Raw genomic sequence first — 23821 nt, 5'->3', positions numbered from 1 at the left:
ATCGGCACTGGTGAGAGTCGTGGTATTTATGCCAGTAAGCTTTATGGACGAAAACGCGATCGCATCACCAATCAGCCAAAAAGGCTATAATCTTAGACCGTTAAGAAATCAGCAGATGTGAGGGTAGTGGCATTAATACCCGTCAGCGTTGCCAGGATTTCATTGGTGCTAGTAATAATGATGTTGCTGCCAGAGAAGGACAGAGCGCCGAAACTAAGACCGCCGGACAGACCAATGTAATCGAGTCCATCGTTAAAGTCAGTAATCGTATCAGTGCCGTCTAGGGCGGCGAAGATGAAAGTATCAGAAGCACTGCCACCAGTTAAAATGTCGTTGCCAGTACCGCCAGTCAAATCATCCTTGCCGTTACCGCCATAGAGGCTATCATTGCCGGCACCGCCAGTGAGGATGTCTTTGCCGTTGGTGCTTTCCTCGCTGTCGTCGCCCTGCAACAAATCGTTGCCGTCACCACCGTTAAGGATGTCTTTGCCGTTGCCACCTGTTAAGGTGTCATCGCCACCATAGCCGTTGAGGGTGTCTTTGCCATTCTCACCACAGAGGCTATCATTGCCTGCTGTACCGTCGAGCAAGTCGTCCCCGTTACCACCACAAAAGCTAGTCCCCACAGCGACGGTGACATTACCAGTGTCAGTGAGGCTGCCATCGCTGAGGGTGTAGTTAAAGCTACCATTCCCACTGAATCCAGTAGTTGGGGTAAAGAGAACGAAATCATCTGCCGTGTTGCTAGCTGTGCCGTTATTGTTAAGGACGGCAGTACCGTTGGTAACACCGCTGACACCAGTGATGCTGAGGGGGTTGCTGTCGGGATCGGTATCGTTAGCTAACAGGGTACTTACCGAGATAGTCACGGCAGTATTTTTGGCAGTGGTGGCACTGTCGGGGTTAGCGACGGGGGGTTGGTTGCTTGCAGTAACGTTAATTGTGCCGTAAACATCATCGTTATTGGTGGCTGTTCCGGCATCGTCCGCCGCACTGTTGCCACTGAAGGTAGGCTGTGACCCAACAGAATTGACTGTGGGCAGAACGGTAGGCATTCCTTGGTTATTGCCGTTGGGATTGGTGAGGGACTGCATGATGAAAATCCCCCCACCTAAGCCTTTACCGGGAGCAACATTTCCCTGGGTTGTACCCCCGCCTGTAGCCGTGTTATTGGTAAAGCTGGTGTTGTTGAGAGTTAGAGAACCGCTGCGGACGAAGATGCCACCTCCTAGTCCAGCACCGCCGCCGCCGCTGCTGTCGCCGCTGGCGCCGAAGGTGCCAGCACCGCCAGCACCGCCGCCGAAGCCCCCGGCACCGCCAGCACCGCCGCCGAAGTAGCCGGTAGGTCCACCGTAGTAGCCGCCAGCGCCACCGCCGCCGCCACCGCCGTAGCCGCCATTGCCGCCCATTCCACTGTTGAATTGGATCGAGCCGATGCCGCCGCCGCCGCCAAAGTCTCCGTTGCTGCCGCTACCAGCGCCGCCAGCACCACCAGAACTGCCATCACCACCACTAGTGCTAATACCGCCAGCACCGCCTTGGGCTGTGTTATTACTAAAAGCGACATTAGTTAAAGAGACACTGCCATCATAGATAAACAAGCCGCCGCCCAGTCCAGCGCCGCCGCCGCCACCAATGCCGCCTTGCGCCCGTCCGTTGCTGATAGTCAGATCAGAAATCCCGACGGTTCCCGACTGGATGAATAAGGGGCGCACGTCGCCATTGTCGTTGATACCGTTGTTATTGGCATCGCCGCTGATGCTGTAGCTGTTGCCCACAATAGTAATGTTGCTATTAATTTGGGTTTGCACTACCCCAGTGAAGCGGACATCGCTATTAATGGTAATGGTGTCATCCCCTGCTAGTTGGTTCGCTTGGAGAATTGCATAACTGAAAGTGCCTGCGGTTAAGCCAGTGCCGTCATCGGTGGCTTGGTTAACGATGAAGTTTGTCATTTGATTTTTTCCTTTTTTCAGGTAAATGAGGAGTTATTTGGAGAGTGGAGTGTCACTTAAACTAAATCGCTAGATTTAGAACCCCGACTTCTTAAAGAAGTCGGGGATCTGTAGAGCAACTTGGGTTAAGTAAGTACTAAGGTTTCAGCACGTTATCAGGAAACTGCCCTTGCACATTACCTGCGGGAGCATACTGGCAAACCACATAGAAGGCGTTATATTTATTACCTTCAATCGTTGCAGTACCTTGTGCTGCACCACAGCCTAATTTGGTACTGCCTTTCCACACCACCTGAGTAAAATGTCCGGTTTCGCTAGAAAACCCTGGATTCTCGTACTTGTAATCTTTAATTTCGCTATACCAGTCTTCAACTGCTCCGTTGCCAAGGGTGGTTGGGTCTAGGGTGCTTTCCGTAGTGTAGGAAGCATATATGTTCTCTCCCACATTGTTGCGATTGGTACTGTGTTCAAACTGCCCACTACTGGCAATGTTCTCAGCCCAAGCTTGAGCGCTGGTGTTTAGGGAATTATCGATAGTAATGTTAGGGCTACGATGGGTGGCTCGATAAGTGTTGTGTTTAGACACAGCAGCGCTACGCATAGCGGCTAAGTCAATAGATGTTTCTCCAAAAACTGAGTTACTGCTCATTACTCCTGTGGCGATCGCAACGGTTAAAGCTGTAGCTGTTGTTAGGGTTAGAGTTGAAAATAATTTATTCATGGTTTTGTATATCTTGGGTTAGCTTTTGCAGGTCAGTGCAGCAAAGTTGCAGGTCAATGTAACTTTGATACATCGACCTACAACAAAGGTGCAGGTCGATGTATCAAAGTTGCAAGTTGATGCAACAAAGGTGCAGGTCAATACATCAAAGTTGCAGGTGAATGCAACAAAGGTGCAGGTCGATGTATCAAAGTTACAGCTTGTTAGGAAAGAGGAACAATTTAAAGCTTCATTACCTCACCGCTTCTACTGGCTGGGCGACAATTACATTTGCCAGACTATTGCTAGGGTTTTTCCAAAAAGACAACGAATCATACTGAGTAAATAAATCTGGCGGTAAAATCGTCAGTCGCGGTTGAAACTCGACTTTGCGACGCACCTGATGTAGTCCCTTAGTATTTAGCCGATTATCAAATTCCTCAGCTTCGTATTCCACATTGGCAAAATCATGCTCAAAGGGTTCCTCCTGCAAAAATTGATAAATCAGCGATAGGGTTTTATCAGGTGCTTGGGTCAATAAGTCATAGTCCACCAAAAGCAAAGAGGCGCTGTGTTCGCTATAGAATGCTTCTTTAAGGGCGTTATAAGCAAACCCCACTAACCGTCCCCCTTGACTCAAGGCTTCGGTGCGGGTGTAAACTGTGGAACGTTCACCAGGATTATTAAACATCCGCGACACATCAAAAGCGTTTTTTCTAATCAGCCGTTCGATGCTATCCATAATCCAAGCGACATTCCGCACGCAGCAAATCACCTTTGAGCTAGGAAATAGCTCTTGAATTAAGGACAATTTGCTACACCACAGCCGATTAGTATCAAAGATGACTTCTTTTTCGGCTTCGGGTTGGTAATATGTGGAAAAAATAGTTAAGGTTAATGCCCGTTTTTGCTCAGGGGTGATAAAGACTGAATATTCATTCTCTTCACTCATCGCTTCTAGCATTCGGTTCACCAGACTACCAACGGGGCTAGTCATGCTGGCATGAAACCGGGGGTTTTGCCGCAGTAATGCTCCGAGTAAGGTGGAACCTGAGCGAGGTAAGCCGGAGATAAAATGGATTTTGGAAGTCATTATGGTTAATTGGCGGCTTTGATTTGTTGCCCTGAGAAGTTGAATGTTGCTACAGGTGGGACATTATTTAATAAGGGATTAGCATTAAGGCTGAAAAAACGTAGTGTAATAGTCCCTTGTACTGTCTGGGTTTGGGGATTAAAGCTTGCTTGATAGTCAGAGCGAGCAATGCTACCAGTAGATCCTGCACTTCCTGGAAAAGCGAAGGTAATTGAACTGGCGCTGACCCCAGTTTTGCTATTGCACTTCCAAGCACCTTGTCCATTGCTAAAGGGATTGAAGACGTTGGTAACACCACCTTGATTGGAGTCAATGACAAAAAAGATACCGTCTTTGGTAAGTGTTATGACTCCACGCGATCCGATTGTGCCATTTGAGTTGAAGATTGTTGTCAGGTAAGAACCGCCGACATTTTGGCGACAACGTGCTGTATTATCATTGGTTTTTGGTGCTGACAACTCATTACTCCTAACAACATTAGGTGTGGCAAGTAGTGTGGAAGCAATAACAGAACTAAACAACAAGGTTTTGCAAGACAAGATTTTATTCATTTTCTTTTGAAATTGATTACACAGATTTAATAACTTTGTGAGTATTTTCAGTTAAACATTTGTGGAGAAGTTGTATTGCAACATCTCTACGCAATACAGTATTTTTACTAAGTGGTGTTGGCGCACAAGCTTTTACACCTGTTGGTTTTGAACGCAGAGGCAAGGCGATCGCCAAAACTTTGCTGAATCATTAACGTAATGGATTGTACAGCTATCGCCTTGATCAATGCATCGGATGGTTGTCCTATTTTTGACTAGGATCAATGACCTATAATGCACTAGGTCATTGATCCTATATATCTATAATTTCGTTCTGTTTTCTGATTTGCAGAATCAACATTCATCTGCGCGAGTAGCAGTAAAGTACAGTGAAATTACTGGGTTATCTATAAAACAAGTTTCTCGTGAAATCAGGTAATGACTATTATTTCAAGCCTTTTGGGTATATTTGCTGGCATTTGCCTGTATGTTGGTCTATTACACCTGCTAATTGCTTCTGCGCGATTAAAATCTGCGCTGCACTTCTGGTTTGGGTTAACCTGCTTGCTGTGTGCTAGCTATATCTTGGCTCTTATAGCCAAATATAAAGTCACTGATGTAGAAGATTATATAAATGCCAGAAAATTGGCATCTTCCTTAGGGTTTCTTTTCACAATTGCTTGTGTCTGGTTTGTGGCTTTATATACTAAATTTAAGCCAGTACGCCTACTGTTGGCACTGAATAGCCTCTACATCATCTGCATCTTAATTAACGAAGCTTCACCAACTGGGATTCTCTACTCGAAGATTAGCAGCTTATCAAGGATCTCTTTGCCTTGGGGCGAACCAATTACCCACCCAGAAGGTACACTCAATCCTCTATTCGGGTTCCAATTCTTAGGTATCATCAGCAATGTAGTTTTCGCTTTTTACGCCTGTTACCGTCAATATAAACGTGGCGAAAAGCAAGCTGCACTGATTTTGGGTTTGAGTCTGGCGATTTTTGTCGGAACTGTTCAATACGATCGCCTAATGGATTTGGGAGTGTTCAAATCTCTATACCTCAGCGAATATGGATTTTTGTCCTTCGTGGTAATTATGAGCTTACACCTGGTCAAAGACTTGATGCAAGCGGTGAAGCTACGCGAACAATTGATGGAAAGCGAACGGCTACGCAAGATTGCTGTGGAACTGGAGCGAAATCGTCTTGCGCGTGACTTACACGATTCAGTATCGCAGACATTGTTTACCGTGGCGACAATTGCCGAAGCTTTACCTAGAGTCTGGCAACGCAACCCAGAGACAGCCCAAAAGGGATTAGAAGAACTCGCCCAATTGACACAAGGGGCGTTAGCAGAAATGCGGAATCTATTGATTGAGTTGCGTCCCAACGGGTTGGTAGAGAAACCTTTAGGTGAATTGCTACAGCAGTTAACTAAAGGAATTCAAGGACGGGCAAGTTTACAGATAATAACGACGGTGGAAGACGATCATCGTTCTTTGTCTAATGAAGTGAAACTTGTTTTCTACCGGATTACTCAAGAGGCACTTAACAATATTATGAAACATGCCCAAGCAACGCTTGTATCAGTCAGCCTCCACGGTGATTCACAGGGAGTAGTCTTGCGTATTAGCGATAATGGCTGTGGTTTTGACTCCAACAAAACACCATCTGGTCATCTGGGCATAGCAATTATGAAAGAACGGGCTGAGTCCATCAGCGCTATTTTTGATTTGTCAAGCTATCCAGGGAAGGGGACTGAGATTGTCCTGAGTTGGTCAAGCGCTATCAAAAAAATAGACCTAACCCCCTAACCCCCCTTCCCGAAGCGGGAAGGGGGAACAATTCAAAGCCTCTCTCCTAAAAGGAGAGAGGTTTGGAGAGAGATCAAAATTGTATTTCACGCTTGTCGATAACCGCTATAAGCATAAATAAAATTAACTATTAAAAGCGTGATTTGTTCTTTTTGATTGCTTATTGGTAAGGGTTTTAGGCGTATTTGCTTTTTGTAATATAGTTATGTTTATTTCCATCAACTTACTGAGAAAAGACAGGCTTATATATAACGTAAGATTTTTTCGTGATTGACTGGCGATAAATAAAAAATTAAAGATTAAGAATCTCACGTATAAATACTGGGAATGGAAGAATAATGTAATGTAAATGTATTAAAAATAGTTTTAATATCCCGGATTTATATATGGAAAAAGATAAATCATTGCAACCGATTCGGGTGATTACTGTTGACGATCATGAAATCCTACGGGGAGGTATTAAATTTGTCTTGCTGGCGTTTGATGACATTCAATTAGTGGGTGAAGCGCGTAATGGAGATGAAGCAGTACATTTGTGCGAACAGTTGCAGCCAGATGTGGTACTGATGGATTTGATGATGGTGGGGATGAATGGGGCAGAAGCAACGAGAGCTATCCGCAAAAAATACCCAGAAATTCAAGTTTTAATTTTGACGAGTTTTCTAGCGAACGACTTGGTACAGCAAGCAATGCAAGCCGGAGCTATTGGCTACTTGCTCAAGGGTATCTCGATTGATGAGTTGGCGGATGCCATACGAGCCGCTGCGATCGGTCGCTCTATGTTGGCAGCAGAGGTGATTCAGGCTTTGCTGCAACCGAGTAAACCATCATCTCAACCTGTCTACGAACTGAGCAAGCGACAAGAAGAGGTGTTAGCACTGCTGGCTTTAGGATTGAGTAATGACGCGATCGCTCAACGCATGAAATTGAGTACTTCTACCATTAGACATCATGTCAGCCAGGTACTAAATAAGTTAGGAGTAACGAACCGCACTGAGGCTGCAACTACAGCAGTGCGAGTTGGGTGTCTTTAGTATTGGTGAATCAACTTAGTTACTTTTGAATATTTTATATTGCAAAGTTTTAAGATAATTGATTTTAACAAGAGTAGTAGCGATACCTACGGTGGGCTACGCCAACATTACTACTCTTGTCACGCCAATAAGGTGTTTAATTTTTGCAGGTCGATGCATCTAAGTTGTAAGTCGATGTAACTTAGTTGCAGGTCAATGTATCTAAGGTGCAGGTCGATGTATCTAAGTTGCAGACCGATGCAACTAAGGTACAAGTCGATACATCTAAGTTGCAGGTCAATGCATCTAAGTTGCAGCTTGGTAGAGAAGAGAAAAATTCAAAGTTTTATCAATTCACGGCTTTTGCTCATCCTAAAACTCGTTGGTGCAAAAAGTTGCAGTGCTAGCGATCGCTAGTACTATAGATACTAGCGATCGCGTTTGTTATCGTTATCGTCTTATACTGCCTGTACTTGCCTCCACCTTCTGTGATCCTTCAACGATTTGGTAAAGTTTGTCTTCAAATTTTTGCATACATGCCGACCAATCAAAGTCGAGTATAGAAGGGCGAGCGTGCCGAGTCATATCTGCTTTCAAATCGGGATTTTCCAGAATTGTAATTACCCTTTGGGCGAAGTCAATGGGGTTGTTGGGTTGGGCAAGAAAGCCGTTACGACCAGGAAACACCTGTTCTGAGGTTGAGGGTGCAATAACCGCAACCAGAGGGGTTCCAGAGGCTAACGCTTCGTTATTTGTAGTGCAAAAGTTCTCGGTGACGGAGGGGTTGACAAAGACATCCGCTCTGGCAAACCAACCTAAAAGTTCTGTACCATGAGACTCACCCCATACAGTAACACCCGATCCAAACTTTTTAGCACGCTCCCGAATCTCCTCATCTAGCGGGCCACTACCAACAATCACCAGATGGACATCAGGGATTTTGGCAGCGATGAGTGGAAATATATCAAGCAGTTGATTGACATTCTTTTCGGGGGTGATGCGTCCGACAAACAAGAGAGTTGGTCGGTTGTCGTTAGGAATGGGGTTGTAACAAATGTTTCGCGGGTGAAATTTTTCGCAATCGATGCCTTGATAAGCAACGTATTCAGCCCGTTGGCATTTCAATTCTTCGTATTTAGTGAGTTGTTCTTTAGAAGAAAAGTAATTGAAGTCATAAGACTCACTAAATTGCTTAACTAAAGCAGGAATGATCGGACGAACTAAGCTAAAGAATTTATCCCCAAAGTAATATTTGATATATGCAACGATATCTGTATGGAAGAGTGATATTGTTGGGGTACCTGTTCGTCTTCCGTATTCGGTGCCAATCGGACGACCATAACCTTGCAAGAAAAATGAGTATAAACCTCTCATTTGCGCTGCTTCTTCAACCACGATAATGTCAGGCTGGAATTTCTCCAGCAACTTGGTATCACTCCAATGACGATAGTTCAATGGTTGAGGAAGAGACTTGTAGAATAACAGTGGTTGTGTGGGGAATGCGTAAGCAGAGAAATTAGGGAAAGACTGAATTTCCTCTAAACCTGGCATGGGGCGATCGCCTACATTTTTGGGGTAGCGATCGTTGATTTGTGGATGGATTAAAAAAACCTCATGTCCCTGCTCTAGCAACCAGCGAACTCGTTGGTGAACTGCAACAGAAACTCCAGTCAAGAAAGGAGCATACAACCCTGTAAACAATGCAATGTGAAGTTTTTGCTTAGTCATAATAAAGGGGAATATTTCACGAAAATGCTGGTTTTGAATTTAGGATTTACGCAGCAAATGTTTCATGAACATCCTGATTATTTCTTTCGCTCAGAAATTCCCACCAATACAGTTAGACTAAGGATTTACGCATTTTCAGTTAGCCGAAATTGTCGATTGTGAAGCGGATGTTTATAAACCGGGATTCAAACTATCAAAACATCCAAAATACTAAGTCAAAATTCCCCTTAATATACTTGTCTAAACCCTTGCCCTTAATGCAAATACATTTTGTTAATCAACAAGAAAAAGCGTGTATTCTGGCAAGGGTTATAGCTAATATAGTTCTACTAAATATAAGATAATATAATTTGAAGACTAGGGAATGTTTAGTGTAATAACTTTCATGCCCTAGTTCATATCTAGCGATTCATTTCAAAGAGAAACCTTGCTATCAATAGGCTGATCCAACCATTGATAAGGGCGATATTCCACTAACCGGACATTCCAGGGCCCTTGAACCCGATAAGCGACACCGCGCCAGGTGACTGTTGATATCCACAAGGATGATAACATCGCTAACCCATAAACCCACTGCGTTAGCGGAATCGCAATCAACATTTTGATGATTGTAGCAGCTGATAATTTTGCGTAGACGTGGAACGGCTTGCCGGTAGGCATCGCTTGGTCATTAGAGCGAACTACTCGCTGTATCTCTAATTCCAACACGAGCATTATCAAGAGTAACCCGACAGTATAGACTCCATAGCAGCCTAACAACAGAGCCGCAGCTTCCCATTTTGCCTCTAACAACGACTCAAGAACTAAGATGATGACTGTAGTAGGAAACAAAATGCTAGAAACAGCTTCACTAACTAAAGCTAACCAACGCGGGTGATACAGTCGAGAAAAAAGAATGAGGCGCTTGAGATAGTCTATTAAGTTGAATAAATCAGTCTCTTCACGATTTACTATCAGCAGCGAAGGCACAAACTTTACCTGCAACCCATGTTTTTTGAGGATGTCGTGCATCATAAAATCTTCGCCTAAAGCTTGTCCCCACTTATCTAGCAGTTCTGTTTGGCGAAGCACTTCTGTTTTCACAGCCAAAGTTCCACCCCAAGGAATTTGGAAGAGAAACATTTGCACTACTGTGGATACATTACCGGCGTAGCGTACTAACGATCCCCAATACTTACCTGTCGGTACGTACCAACGATTACCTGTTGTCGCCCCAACTTTAGCATCCCTTAGAGGACTGACTAATTCTCGTAGCCAATTCACATGGACTATAGTATCAGCATCTACTAAGGCAACCACCTTGTAAGAATCATCCAACTCACGAACAGCTTGGATTAAAGAACTGCATTTGAGACTACAATTGTTGCGTACTATTCTCAAAGGGCTGATTTGAACATTGGTCGCTTCTTGCTCTGTGATGGTTTCACTGGCAATTTTCCAAGCGGGATCTTCGTGACTATCAACGATCAACTTTAAATCATACTGTGGATAGTTTTGATTTAGGAGCGATCGCAAACATCTAGGCAAAAACGGATCGGCTCCGCGTAGGCAAAGAATCACTGCGGTTTTGGGCAACTGGTCATCTGGCAATAAGTTTTTTTTAGATGAGCGCAGATACCATATAAAAACAAGCGTTAAACACACCTGAATAACCAGCCAACCCATCAAAGACTTAGACAGAAATATCGCCAAATCTTCCATTAAATTTTTAGTCTCCGGTAGAATATCAGCTTGTTTATATGTAGGTGTGATCTAAACCGTAATTCAGAAGAATTGGTCATTAAAGGAGAAGCAACAGGGGACAGGGAATATTCTGTCCCCTGTTCACTTTACGAATCCAGCGAATATTTCATGATAATGTTGACAGTTGTATTTTTGTTTACAACAAAACTGGCATCACGAAACTTTGGTGTACCTGTTTGTATAGACACAGTTGGATTTTTGGAAATCCCAAAACCTTCTTGAGGAATACCGAAAAAGTCTTTATTGAGTTTGCGATCGCCATTTTGATCGTCAACTACGGCGACAGCATAAGTTCCAGGCTTCAAACCGGAAAATTCTTTTTTTACAGAATTGCCAGTAATCTTAGCACAGCCACTTTGAGCTTCACTAGTATTACTCATCGGAAATCCTTTTTCACTTGCGTAAACTCTGAAGCAAATCTCACCTTTTTGGTGTTGTATTCCATTTACCACAACACTAAGTGTTGCACTTGGCTCTGCATTAACTGTTTTAGCAAAGCTGATGCTTACTAAAGTAGCAAGCAAAACATGAGATATCGGAGAAAGTTTCAGCATAATTTTGTAGTGAAAAATAAGTGATTTTGGGATTGAGAAGAAGCTAGAAAACACAGCTTCTATTTCTGAAGTGATTCGTTCAAAGTCTTACTTGCTGTTTTTTTAACTAATGCAACTTGCCAACTTTTCCAAATTAATTGCAGTACTCTCAGCAAATCTTTCAGTAAAAGATATTCTGTCCCTTTTAGCTGCTGTTGGAGACTTATATGGCAACAAAGACGCTCATACAGACTTAGATGACTACGCCATATGGAAAGTAAATACTCCCAGATTATTCTCCAATGCGGCAACAAAATTTGTCCTTTATTTGCTGAATCAAACCACACTGCATATGCATAAAAATCAGGCAGCATACTCAATAATGGTTTTTGGCTTTTGTCAGAAAACAACAAGTAATTTGGAAAGAACATACTCATTGATTGTTGCGGATGACTTCTGGCAAAAAATAGGTATTCAGGGATTTCATAAAACCTACCAAGAAGACCAAGCCTTAACAAGAGAATTCCATCTGCATTACCGTAACCACCCATAGGCGGTACCATTCTCAGGGCGCTGGCGCGAATTACTCCGTAACATTGATAACACAAATGTTTGGTCAGCAATTCGTGAAAACGTTTGTGTGGTTTTAGTGCATCTGCCTTGAGTTTGATATCGTAGTTTTGGAGGAAATTTCCCTGTTCATCAATGAAATATGTATGGGAGTGACACAAGATTATGCTAGGGTCTTGATCAAGCACCTCAACACACTTCTTGATAAAATCTGGAGCATGTAGATCATCATAGGCTGCCCACTTAAAGTACTCACCCGAAGACAATTGAAAGACGCGATTAAAGTTACGGGCGCAACCGATATTCTTGTCATTGCGGTAGTAACAGATACGTTGGTCTTGTTCGGCGTATGCTCTACAAATTTCTTCAGTTTTATCTGTAGATGCATTATCTGAAATAATTAGCTCAAAATCTTCAAAGGTCTGAGCCAAGAGTGAATCTATGGCTTCTTTGATAAATTTTTCACCATTATATACAGGTAATCCGATGCTCAATCGTGGCTGATTGCTACTCATATAAAACAAGTATTCGGAAAATCTGTGGATTATTTTATGCTTAATTGCAGATAATTGTTAGGCAGATGCAACGTAATAATTCAGAATCCAGAAGTCAAAATATTTTGATACTTCATATCTAACTCCTAACTCCCAACTCCCAACTCCTAACTCCTAACTCCCAACTCCCAACTCCCAACTCCTAACTCCTAACTCCTAACTCCTAACTCCTAACTCCTAACTCCTAACTCCTAACTCCCAACTCCTAACTCCTAACTCCTAACTCCTAACTCCTAACTCCTAACAATGGTTCTAAAAAATCTGTGGTCTATTTCATCAAGCTTTGGATATCTGTTTTTTGCAGCCATTCATGTGTTCGCTGCATTCCTTCTTCTAGGTCAATTGTTGGTTTATAATTTAACAGGCTTTGTGCTTTGGCAATGGAACAAGCATAAGGACGAGTCATAAAATCTATAGACTCTGGTAGGATATCAACTTTTTTGCGAAAAAGTTTTTGTCCTTGAACGCGTAGCTTTAGAAACAACTTGATTTCATCTTTAGGTAATGAAAGGGGCGCTTGTAAACCTTCCATTGCTGCTAAACGCATAAAATACTCTTTCCAGGAAGTTTCTTGGCCGTCGGTGATATTAAATATTTCACCATAGGTTTCTTTTTCTATCGCTAGAAAGATGCCATCAATCAGGTTATCTATATATACATGATTCATTACTCCTTTACCATCATTGGCACAGGCAAATAATTTTTGACGCATCATCAGAATTGGTCTGACTATCCAGGGGATACTTCCTGGGCCGTAAACATCTCCGGCTCGAATAATGATAATGCCAAAATCTGGGGGATTATTCAGTTCTAAGAGCGCTGTTTCGGCTTCTATTTTTGTTTGACAATAGGGATTATTTTCGCCAGAGAGTGGCCCGAATTCTGTAACACCATTAGGATAGTTGAAACCGTAGACCATCACGCTGGATAGATGCACAAATGTTTTGATACCAGCCTGTTTAGCGGCTTTAGCTATGTTGACAGTACCGCCAACATTGACATCACGAAAATGGTTAATTGCGCCAGCTTCTTCGGCAATTTGATCTGCATGTAAAACAATATCTACTCCCTGGCAAGCCTTTTGAGCAATAGTAGAATCGGTGATACTACCAATAATTACTTCAACACCTAAATTCTGTAATTGTTTGTTCTTTTCCGTAGAACTTTGCAATCCACGAACATTCATTCCTTGAGCTATAGCCAACTCGGCTGTACGCAAACCGACAAGTTGATCAATCCCAGTAATTAGGAGAGTTTTGTTTTTGAGGTTCATAAATTTGGGTTTATTGTTAAATAGGTGAATTTGAGTTGTTAGATCAAAGATTTCAAAGTTATACCAAATTGGAGTTTTGGTAAAGTCTTTTAACCTAAAATCTAAAATGGGTATAAAGAGCAATTTTTCTGTGGAGAGGCTGCACCAATGTTTAGTTATGAATCTATATCAGGGCAAAATAATTTGATTATTTTGTTGGTAAGATATAGCTAGAAAATATCTCCTGGATCTGCGGAGCGGAGTTTGTTAATAGCAAGCGCTCCTGATGTTATACACATTAATACTGTTGAGGTTAAGACAATTAGTGCATTATTAGTGGTCATAACTATTGGTAATTTAGTTGCTTCTGCTGCAAAACTATACAACAAAACAGAAGTTATAAATCCTGGGATGTAACCTAAAATTGCCAAAATTAAAGCTTGCTGGAATACCACATTTAATAAGTAACTATTGGCATAACCTATAGCTTTTAAAGTGGCATAAGCAACGAACTGTGTAGCAATATTGCTGTAAAGAATTTGATAAACAATAACCACTCCAACAACCGCAGCCATTGTCAACATCAAGTTAAGAATAAAACCAATGGGTGTTCTGACAGCCCAGTATTGTTTCTCAAAATCAATGAAGCCTTGGCGGGTAAAAACTTGGACATCATTAGGCAAACTTGCTTGCAAATTTTTTAGTACTGTTACTGCATTAGTACCAGGTTTGAGGGAAATCAAACCGACATCAATCATATCTGCCGGACGAGTATTAGGATTTATCCTCAAAAAAGTTGAGTCACTGACAAGTAAATTGCCGTCTACCCCAAAGGATGGCCCTAATGTAAATAAGCCACCAATTCTCACTCGATAACCAATTAATGAATTGAAGGGAAATATTTCAATTGTCTGTGCAGTCTCTCCCGCATTAAATTTTTCAGCTATTGGGCCAAATTCTGGGCGAGAACCCCGGTCAAAAAGCATGACATCGGGAGTTTTGAGTTTATCTAAATTTTTCTCAACTTCTGGGAGATTTATCACAGGTCTGCCTGGATCGAAACCAATAACGTATATTGAATATTTCTCACCAGTTGCCGGATTTTTCAATTTGGCAAATTGCAAATACATGGGGCTAACTGACTCTACGCCATCAAACCCCAGGGATTGGTACAAACGAGTCCGCGAAAAACTTTGATTTGAGGTCAAAGATTTATATTGCGAACTAACTAAAAATAAATCTCCTTTGAGATTCTGATGTACTGCCGTTGCACTTGAATAGAGAGCATCTTGAAAACCAAGTTGCACAAACATTAGCAGCACAATAAAACCAATCCCGGCTACAGCTACTAGTAAACGAACTTTTTGCTGGGCTAGCTGTAGCCATGCTAAAGGAATTTTGAAAATCATGAATTTATTTCTTAGTTGTTATTTGTCATTTGTCATTCACAAATGACTAATGACCAATTACTAAATCTGAATGGCGACATCAACCTGTAAGTTGGTTAAACGAGCCACCCGCTCACTATCTGCGGGATTGTCGATAGAGATTTTTACCTCAATTATTCTGCGGTCTGTATCTGAACCAGGGTTGAGGCTGAAGATGCTTTGCTTGTCAACTTGCCAACCAATCTCTTTCACAGTTCCCTGTAATGTTCCAGTAAATGCAGTGCTGTTAATTGTGGCTTTTTGTCCTACACGCACTTTTTGAACATCGGTTTGATACACCTCTGCAATCACATACATTTGAGATGTCTTACCTATCTCAGCAAATCCTGTGCTGGTGCTGATTACTTCTCCGGTTTTGGCATGAATTTTCAAAATTTTGCCATTTATGGGAGATTTGATGTAACTTAAATCCAAGTCGGCTTTTGCTTGTTGAACAGAAGTTGTTGCACTGTTGACTTCGGTTTGTGCTACCTGAACATCTACACTACGCACTTCGCTAATACTGGTGAGTTGTGCTTGTGCTTGCTTGCGTTGTTCTTGGAATGTGTCTTGAGTCCGCTTGAGAGTCGCTTGGGCTTCTGTAAGTTGCTGTTGTGTAGTCTTTAGTTGCAAAGCTTTGGTATCTGCTACAGAAGCCGCGATCGCACCTTGTTTATATAATTGCTGATAGCGATCATTTTCGGCTTGAGCATTGTCTACCTCAGCCTGGATGCGGGCGATTGTCGCCTCTTGGGTGGCAACATCCCCTTTATATTGTGGCTCTAAACGAGCGATCGCTGCCTTTTGAGCATCGATATCTCCGGTTTTAGCTCCAGATTTAACCTGCGCTAGTTTAGCTTTGGCAACTTGCAGTTGGTCTAAAGCCTGTTGTAAGGCTGTTCTAGAACGACCATAATTTTCTAGATATGCCAGTAATTGCCCTGCTTTTACCGCATCGCCTTCTTTCACCAACAGTCTTTCTACTCGCACCCCATTATTTGAATTAGGAGCATTCAATGAAGTAACTTCACCTTCTGGCTGCAAACGTCCTAAAGCAGTCACAGCAACTTTTGCAGGAGCGACAGCCTTGGGAGGATTTGCTGGCGGTGTCTCAACTTTAGGTTTAGACCAAAGTGGTACCAAACTATAAAAAGCTATTAATCCCGCCGCCAAAGTGAGAGAAGCTGCTAAAATTACTTGCGATCGCCCTACGGGTTTTGTGAATAATCGGCTTTCTTTATTTACTGCCATATTTTCATTCCAATTCTGTTTTCTAGGGGATAGCCTGGTTATTATTTAGTCGATTAGATATAGACTCATCCGCAAATTACCAAGAGGACTTGCCCTCTAGGGTTTCTACCTTAATAAAGTGGATGCGTCTAAATTGGTTTTATATGAATTGTTGTACGCTTTTGCCGCCCAAACTCACTATTGTGGCGTGAAAATTAATGGTGGTGTTACTTCAAAGCTTCCTAAGTTATATCCTATGTTTACATTTAATCCAGTAGCGTAAAATACAATAGCACTAACCGAAAAACTTAACTTTCAAGAACTATGAAGCGCTAGTAAAAAATAAATCAAAGTTGGAATAAACTTGTTATTACAATGCCATTAAAATTGATTTTTGTCAACGGATTAACTTTGCATAATTTCTGATTCTATCACTACAATATCTCATCAAAGTAAGATTAGAGACTGAATAAATTTACTCATCACTAATCACTCATCTGCTAATTAAATTCCAATAGATGGTTAATTATCAAGCATATTTGATATTACTAACAGATTGTTGCTATTAAGGTTGTGTACTATAAGACATTCTTATCAGCTTTCTTCATAGTAATTAAAGGGCAGTTATAAACTACGTTTACACGAGGTTTTACCCACCTGTATCTGATTTTTTACGGTATCTAGAAAACCTCTCTCTAAATCTCTCTCTTTTTAGGAGAGAGACTTTGAATTTTCCCGCTTCCCGCGTCGGAAAGGGGGTTAGGGGTTGTTTGAAAAGTGTTTCGCTGTGACTTTAGGCACTTTTACCTCCCCCCTAACCCACGCCAGTCGCTCCCCTTAAAAAGGGGGGAACCGGAATCAAAGTCCCCCTTTTTAAGGGGGATTTAGGGGGATCTAAAACTATTTGATACCGACAAAAGGACTTTTCAAACATCCTCTTAGGTTCGTGGGTTTCAAACACCCAATTTTCCTTAGTCCGCGGAGGCGGACTACCCTGCGGGTTCGCTGAAAGCGTCTATGTTTATGTGCCCGTGAACTCCGCGAATTCCATTGCCCTAGCGTACTTAAACGCTCTTTGAAATGATGTAATCATGATTATGTTTATCAAGCAACATACTAAAAATTAATATTTGCTTTATAAATAACCACTTTGGGTTTTAACTTGACTTATATTGAAAAATAACCACAAACTTTGACTCAATTATCATGTTTCTCTGAGAAAACATACTTATGGTTATTCAATTTATTTATGTATTCATGGAATTGTTACTTACTAGACAACACATTTGCATTGATAACTTAATCCAGCACAAATTTTTGGCTAACCCGTAGATAACAAAATATCTCACACATTTATATAGTCATAAATTATACTTTTATGCTGAATTTTATTCAAAATTCACAACAGGAAGAATGGAAGTTTATTTATAAAATAACTTTAAAGGAATGATTTAGTTTCTATAAAGTGTGCTATTGTTTTTATTAATTCAATGCTTAAAAGCAGTTAAGCAACCTAGTTATTTAATTTGAATTTTAAAATTAAAAATAACTAAAGATAACTGCTTATTCCTCACCTTGTGATCGTTTAATTACTTTTTAAACTTGCATAAACTCGGATTAAAGGTGGTGTCTCTTCTGTAACGAACTTATCAACTTTCCTGGGTCAAATCCCATAAGATATATTATCCCGGACGTTGAAACTGGCTATGACATTTATCAAGATACAGAATTTTGTCATTAACAACAGGTATGTTGCTGTGGTCAGGCTAGATAATCAAACGGTTCCGGGTGATAAAAGCGTTTCTGTTTCTTTAGCTACTCCTCAATTTTCATCGTTCCAGTGGGATACCATTGCTCAAAATCTCTACTATTACAAATGCATTGAATTCACTGGTCAAGCAGCTATTACACTCCAAAACTATTTTACCAGTTTTAACAACGTCATCGACCTATTGCCACAATATCAAGAGTCTAGCGTTGGATAACATTTTTTCGCGATGTCTACGACGGGCTACGCCTACGCAGTATGCCAAAGTCGCCTGGAAACATAAGGCTTTACCCTGGCAGTATGTGTCGTGTGGTGTCGATTTGGAAACAAGCATTTAGCGGAGATAGGATAGCTAACTGCTTACAAAACCAGAGTTTTTGATTATTAGTAGGCAACAGAAATTACTGTAGCTACACAATTCACAGTACTCACTATGCCCTATGTCTGCTTATTCAATTGATACTGCCTTAGCGGAGTTAGAGAGCCTTGTCAATAATTGTGAACAGGCTGTAATTAAGTCTATCGAGGGAAAAAAAATGAAACCAGATAAATCAGTGTCAATCAACAAAATTAACAGACAATTACAACACAATCCTATTGCCATTGTTGGGATGGCTTCTCTATTGCCTCAAGCCAGAAATTTGCGGGAATACTGGCAAAATATTGTAAACAAAATTGACTGTATTACTGATGTTCCTTCCACACATTGGAGCGTCGAAGATTATTACGATCCGAATCCTAGAACTACTGAAGATAAAACCTATTGTAAAAGAGGCGGGTTTCTTCCAGAGGTAGATTTTAACCCGATGGAATTCGGTATACCACCCAGCATTTTGGAAGTCACAGATGTATCGCAACTATTAAGTTTAGTAGTTGCGAAAGAAGCGATGGAAGATGCAGGTTATGGCGAAAAACGTGAGTTTAACCGCGAGATGGTTGGGGTAATCTTAGGCGTGGCTATGGCCAAGCAATTAGGAATGCCACTGTCTGCGAGATTGGAATATCCAATTTGGGAAAAAGCGCTTAAAAGCAGTGGTTTATCCGATGAAGATACCAAAAAAATCGTTGATAAAATCAAAAGCGCTTATGTGAAGTGGGATGAGAACGCTTTCCCTGGAATGTTAGCTAACGTAGTTGCGGGTAGAATTGCCAATCGCCTAAACTTTGGCGGGATGAATTGTGTAGTTGATGCCGCTTGTGCTAGTTCCTTTGGTGCTTTAAAAATGGCAATTAGCGAACTAGTTGAACATCGTTCTGACATGATGCTGACTGGTGGCGTTGATACCGATAACACCATCATGGCTTACATCTCGTTTAGCAAAACACCGGCGGTTTCTCCCAGTGAAAATGTCAAACCTTTCGATGCTAAATCTGATGGGATGATGCTGGGTGAAGGCATCGGGATGATTGTCCTCAAACGGTTAGAAGATGCTGAACGGGACAACGATAAAATCTATGCCGTAATTAAAGGTATTGGTACTTCCAGCGATGGGCGTTATAAGAGTATTTATGCTCCTCGCAAAGAAGGTCAAGTTAAAGCCTTAGAACGTGCTTATGAAGATGCCGGCTTCTCTCCCGCTACTGTTGGTTTGATGGAAGCACATGGTACAGGTACAATGGCTGGAGATCCGACAGAATTCGGTTCTTTAAAAGACTTCTTTGATGTACATGATGACAAAAAGCAGCACATCGCTTTGGGTAGTGTGAAATCACAAATCGGACACACAAAAGCGGCTGCGGGTGCGGCGAGTTTGATTAAAACTGCTTTGGCTTTACATCACAAAGTTTTACCGCCGACAATTAACATCACCGAGCCGAACCCCAAACTCAACATTAAAAATTCATCCTTTTATTTGAATACCCAAACCAGACCTTGGATTCGTCCAGAAGGGGAAGCGCCAAGACGTGCGGGTGTCAGTTCTTTTGGATTTGGCGGAACCAACTATCACGTTGTTTTGGAAGAATATGAAGCCGACCAAAACGCCGCTTACCGCTTACACAGTGGCGCTAGTGAAGTGCTGTTGTTTGCTCCCACAGTAGAGCAATTGTTGAGCAAGTCGGAAGAGATTTTAGGTAAGTTGCGATCGCCAGATGCACCTACACATTACGCACAATTAGTCAATGAGTGCAAATCACAACAAATTCCCCTTTCTGCTGCCAGATTTGGGTTTGTAGCTGAGAATCTGGAAGAAGCTTGCAAGTTCCTGCAAACTAGCATTGACTGGCTGAAACTCAAAGGTTCAGCAGCATCTTGGGAGCATCCCCAAGGGATTTATTACCGTTCCTCTGGTATGGAGTTGGGCGGAAAAGTTGTCTCTCTATTTTCTGGGCAAGGTTCGCAATACCTGGAGATGGGACGCGAACTGGTGATGAATTTTCCTTTGATGCGCCGTCTTCATGGTTATATGGATAGCCTGTTACTCAAAGATAATTTGCAACCGTTGTCAGAAATCGTTTTTCCTCATCCTGTGTTTGGAGAGGCAGAAAAAAATGTCCAAATTGCTGCTTTGCAACGCACAGAATACGCTCAACCAGCCATCGGGGTGTTGAGTGCAGGGATGTACAGCATACTGCAACAAGCTGGATTTAAGTCAGATTTTGTGGCGGGACATAGCTTTGGTGAACTAACCGCACTATGGGCTGCGGGGGTTTTGAGTACTGAAGATTACTTGTTCTTAGTGAAAGCTAGGGGTCAAGCAATGGCTGCACCTGAAGATCCAGATCATGATGCGGGAAGTATGTTGGCTGTCAAAGAAGATATCAGCAAAGTGGAAGCAGTGCTGAGACATTTTCCCCAGGTTGCGATCGCTAATCAAAATTCTCCAACTCAATTTGTCTTGGCTGGGCCGACCGCAGAAATAGCGAGAATCAAAGAGGCTTTACACGAGAAAGGATATACAGCTGTATTGCTACCTGTATCAGCAGCGTTCCATACACCGCTAATTGCCTTTGCTCAGAAATCCTTTGCGATCGCTACCAAGTCAGTTAAATTCCAAAGTCCCAAAATCCCTGTTTACAGCAACGTTACTAGTAAGCAGTATCCCAAGGAAGCCCAAGGTATTCAAAAGATTCTGGAAACGCACCTTTCCAACTCAGTGCTGTTTAAGCAGGAAATTGAAAATATCTATGCGGCGGGTGGTACTTGCTTTGTTGAATTTGGGCCTCGGAGAATTCTTAGTAACTTAGTGAAAGAGATTCTTGGCGATCGCCCACACATCACCGTATCTTTGAACCCTAGCACTCAAAAGAATAGCGATCGCTCCTTGCGAGAAGCAGTTGTGCAATTGCGAGTGATTGGTTTGGCTTTGAATAACCTCGATCCTTACCAACTTCCCCAAACTATCCCCCCAATTGAGACGAAGAAGACATTAAATGTCCGTTTAAACGGCATCAACTACAGATCCGAAAAAACGAAAAACGCCTTTGCTCTAGCTTTGCAGGATGGGCACAAAGTCACATTACCTGCTGTGACAGCAAACCTTCCCACCCCTGAATATTCTGAAACTGCGGCTCCTTTGTTTACTAGCCCAGGTGTGACTCCACCTGTAGCAGTGATAGAGACTAACGGACATAAAAAACTTACCCCAGCAATGAACGGTGTGACTGCTAGTATCATCACCCAGCCAGAGCAACAGATGAATCCTGTTACCCTGTCACAACCAGTCCAGGAATCTAAGATGCAACCAACACCAGAAAAACTTACAAATTACGAACAACTTTTAGCAAGTTTAGAATATCTCCTGACACAGTTCCAGGAAAATCAAGCCGAGAATTTACAAGTTCACGGTACTTATCTCAACCATCAAATGGAATACGCCAAAGCGTTTTTCCAACTGATGCAGCAGCAGAATTCCTTGTTGAGCGAAAGTAAATCAACAGCCGAAACTGCCAAAATGAAGCTAGTTGTCATGGAAAGCTTAGAGCGTAGCATGATGCAGTTTCATTCCCAACAAGGTGAAACCCTACGCATCCATGAGCAATATCTCCAAGAGCAACTGGAATATACTAAGAGCTTTTTCCAACTCATCCAGCAAGAGTATTCTCAAATCATCTCAGGTGAGGGAGCAAGTCAACTAACAGAGAAATTAAATGAGGTAAAACATCATTTCACTTCATTCACAACAGAAACAACTGTTACTGATGCACCAGTACCCGCTACTACCAAAATAGTAGAAAGCCAGCCTTTGCCTGTAACTGAGCCTGTAGCTAAAAATGGCTTAAATGTTACCCAAGCACCTCTGCCGGCTGCTGTAGAGCCTGTATCTGAAACTTCCTACTCCCCACTTCCTACGCCCCATTTCGCCACTGTCGAGACAGTTGAGCCTGTAGTCGCGCCACCTGTCCCAATAGTAGAACCTCAAGCTGAGGTTGTAGTTAAAATTAGCTCACCTCCAGTCAAGGAAGTTGTTGCAGAACCAGCACCTACAACTGCTGCACCTGTATCTGGCGCAACCATCGATATTGTTGACTTGGATAAAAACCTCTTAGCCATCACCAGCGACAAGACCGGCTACCCAGTCGAAATGCTGGAAATGGACATGGACATGGAGGCTGATTTAGGGATTGACTCTATCAAACGGGTGGAAATCTTAGGGGCGCTACAAGAAATGTACCCTAACCTACCCAAGCCCAATTTAGAAGAACTGTCAGAAAAACGCACCATTGGTCAAGTTGTCGAGTATCTGCAATCTCACGCTTCCAAAAGTGTTTCGGTAGAAATTGCAGTTCACGAAATACAACAAGTAACTGAGATTCCAGTAAAAGCTGCACCAGTAGTTGAGGTAGTCGCTGCACCGGAACCAAGCGTAGTTGTCGCATTCACTCCAGAACCAGAAGTTGCTCCCGCTACAAGTGATGAATTTGCAAACTTAGGTGAAACCCTGTTAGCCATCACCAGCGATAAGACCGGCTATCCAGTCGAGATGCTGGAACTGGAAATGGACATGGAGGCTGATTTAGGAATTGACTCGATTAAACGGGTAGAAATCTTAGGGGCGATGCAAGAAATGTACCCCAACTTACCCAAGCCAAATATCGAAGAACTTGGAGACCTCCGCACCATCGGTCAAATAGTCGATTACCTACAGCAGTTGGCTGGAGGTGAAAAAAAAAAGTCTGAGCCTGAGTTTGTCCAACAACCACCGGAATTAGAGCATACTATCCAGCGCCATCCGGTCAAACTCAGAAGTCTACCACAGCCAGATTACTTGGATTTCCCATTACCAGAGGGACACATCGGTTTAATCACCGATGATGGTTCCCTCACCACCTATAAATTAACTGAATCCCTAATCGAGAAAGGCTGGAAAGTAGTAGTTATCAGCTTCCCCCAATCGCTCATCGCCCAGCAAGCGCCCTTACCCACAGGAGTAACCCGCGTCACCTTAGCAAACTTGAGTGAAGAACATCTCCAACAACAATTGCAAGCGATCGCATCTCACTGCGGAACGATTGGGGCCTTCATCCATCTCCATCCGATGTTTGTAGGAAATCACACCGGAAGTATTTCTTATAACGAATCAGAAAAGGCGATCGTCAAGCACGTATTTTTGATGGCGAAACACCTGAAACCCTCTCTAAACGAAGCCGCAAAGCATGGACGTAGTTGTTTCTGCACAGTTGCTCACCTTGATGGAGCCTTTGGGTTAGAGTACAAAGTCAACTTCGGTGCGATCGGCGCTGGTTTATTTGGATTAACCAAAACTCTGAGATGGGAATGGCCAAAAGTATTTACTCGTGCGATCGACCTAAGCCCCAGACTTGATGCTAAACAGTCAGTACAAAACATCATCGCCGAACTTCACGATCCCAACCTTTATATAAGTGAAGTTGGCTACGGCTCACAAGGACGAGTCACCATTATCGCCGATTAATTAGTTCTTTGATATAGCAGTCTTATTTGAGTTGTGA

16 protein-coding genes are annotated in these 23821 nt (G+C 42.4%); 5 read left to right on the top strand and 11 right to left on the bottom strand.

Annotated features, from left to right (window positions below; translation table 11 throughout):
* Nucleotides 1–92 precede the first annotated feature (92 nt).
* The 4 genes from H6G92_RS40240 to H6G92_RS09810 form a co-directional block, all read right to left on the bottom strand.
* Nucleotides 93–1955: an Ig-like domain-containing protein gene (locus H6G92_RS40240; RefSeq protein ID WP_199344758.1), complete on the bottom strand. Its 1863-nt coding sequence runs from the start codon at nucleotides 1953–1955 to the stop codon at nucleotides 93–95.
* Between the two features lie 136 nt (nucleotides 1956–2091).
* Nucleotides 2092–2676, bottom strand: coding sequence for a CAP family protein (locus H6G92_RS09820; RefSeq protein WP_190893234.1), 585 nt, complete (start codon nucleotides 2674–2676; stop codon nucleotides 2092–2094).
* A 232-nt stretch (nucleotides 2677–2908) separates the two neighbouring features.
* A complete protein-coding gene (locus tag H6G92_RS09815; RefSeq protein ID WP_190893232.1) occupies nucleotides 2909–3748 on the bottom strand; it encodes a sulfotransferase family protein in 840 nt (279 codons plus the stop codon).
* Nucleotides 3749–3753: 5 nt separating this feature from the next.
* Nucleotides 3754–4299 (bottom strand): hypothetical protein, encoded by a 546-nt coding sequence (locus H6G92_RS09810; protein ID WP_190893230.1) that lies wholly within the window; start codon nucleotides 4297–4299, stop codon nucleotides 3754–3756.
* Between the two features lie 59 nt (nucleotides 4300–4358).
* Here H6G92_RS09810 and H6G92_RS40235 point away from each other — a divergent pair, with 59 nt between their 5' ends.
* The 3 genes from H6G92_RS40235 (at nucleotide 4359) to H6G92_RS09800 (ending at nucleotide 7127) form a co-directional block, all read left to right on the top strand.
* Entirely contained in the window at nucleotides 4359–4493 is a 135-nt protein-coding gene (locus tag H6G92_RS40235) for a hypothetical protein (protein ID WP_277926732.1), read from the top strand.
* A 223-nt stretch (nucleotides 4494–4716) separates the two neighbouring features.
* Complete coding sequence (locus H6G92_RS09805) at nucleotides 4717–6093, top strand: sensor histidine kinase (RefSeq protein ID WP_190893228.1); 1377 nt, start codon at nucleotides 4717–4719, stop codon at nucleotides 6091–6093.
* A 386-nt stretch (nucleotides 6094–6479) separates the two neighbouring features.
* Entirely contained in the window at nucleotides 6480–7127 is a 648-nt protein-coding gene (locus H6G92_RS09800; RefSeq protein ID WP_199344757.1) for a response regulator, read from the top strand.
* A gap of 429 nt (nucleotides 7128–7556) precedes the next feature.
* On the opposite strand, the gene H6G92_RS09790 is transcribed toward H6G92_RS09800, so the two are convergent.
* The 7 genes from H6G92_RS09790 to H6G92_RS09760 form a co-directional block, all read right to left on the bottom strand.
* Complete coding sequence (locus H6G92_RS09790) at nucleotides 7557–8834, bottom strand: glycosyltransferase (protein ID WP_190893223.1); 1278 nt, start codon at nucleotides 8832–8834, stop codon at nucleotides 7557–7559.
* 414 nt (nucleotides 8835–9248) lie between these two features.
* Entirely contained in the window at nucleotides 9249–10535 is a 1287-nt protein-coding gene (locus H6G92_RS09785) for a glycosyltransferase (protein ID WP_190893221.1), read from the bottom strand.
* 128 nt (nucleotides 10536–10663) lie between these two features.
* Nucleotides 10664–11131 (bottom strand): DUF2141 domain-containing protein, encoded by a 468-nt coding sequence (locus tag H6G92_RS09780; RefSeq protein WP_190893219.1) that lies wholly within the window; start codon nucleotides 11129–11131, stop codon nucleotides 10664–10666.
* A 59-nt stretch (nucleotides 11132–11190) separates the two neighbouring features.
* Nucleotides 11191–12195, bottom strand: coding sequence for a glycosyltransferase family 2 protein (locus tag H6G92_RS09775; protein WP_190893217.1), 1005 nt, complete (start codon nucleotides 12193–12195; stop codon nucleotides 11191–11193).
* Between the two features lie 307 nt (nucleotides 12196–12502).
* The gene (locus H6G92_RS09770; RefSeq protein WP_190893215.1) at nucleotides 12503–13507 is read right to left on the bottom strand and encodes an NAD-dependent epimerase/dehydratase family protein; all 1005 of its coding nucleotides are present in this window, start codon (nucleotides 13505–13507) and stop codon (nucleotides 12503–12505) included.
* A gap of 209 nt (nucleotides 13508–13716) precedes the next feature.
* Complete coding sequence (gene devC / locus H6G92_RS09765; protein ID WP_190893213.1) at nucleotides 13717–14895, bottom strand: ABC transporter permease DevC; 1179 nt, start codon at nucleotides 14893–14895, stop codon at nucleotides 13717–13719.
* A gap of 60 nt (nucleotides 14896–14955) precedes the next feature.
* Nucleotides 14956–16164: an ABC exporter membrane fusion protein gene (locus tag H6G92_RS09760; protein WP_190893211.1), complete on the bottom strand. Its 1209-nt coding sequence runs from the start codon at nucleotides 16162–16164 to the stop codon at nucleotides 14956–14958.
* Between the two features lie 1685 nt (nucleotides 16165–17849).
* Here H6G92_RS09760 and H6G92_RS09755 point away from each other — a divergent pair.
* The gene (locus tag H6G92_RS09755) at nucleotides 17850–18128 is read left to right on the top strand and encodes a hypothetical protein (protein ID WP_190893209.1); all 279 of its coding nucleotides are present in this window, start codon (nucleotides 17850–17852) and stop codon (nucleotides 18126–18128) included.
* A 223-nt stretch (nucleotides 18129–18351) separates the two neighbouring features.
* Complete coding sequence (locus tag H6G92_RS09750) at nucleotides 18352–23784, top strand: type I polyketide synthase (RefSeq protein WP_190893207.1); 5433 nt, start codon at nucleotides 18352–18354, stop codon at nucleotides 23782–23784.
* Nucleotides 23785–23821: the final 37 nt, after the last annotated feature.

Origin of the sequence: Nostoc foliaceum FACHB-393 (assembly GCF_014698505.1) — a bacterium.
Taxonomy (GTDB): Bacteria; Cyanobacteriota; Cyanobacteriia; order Cyanobacteriales; family Nostocaceae; genus Nostoc; species Nostoc foliaceum_A.
Note: the sequence above shows the minus strand (reverse complement) of the source record. Positions and strands in the feature narration are given on the sequence as shown.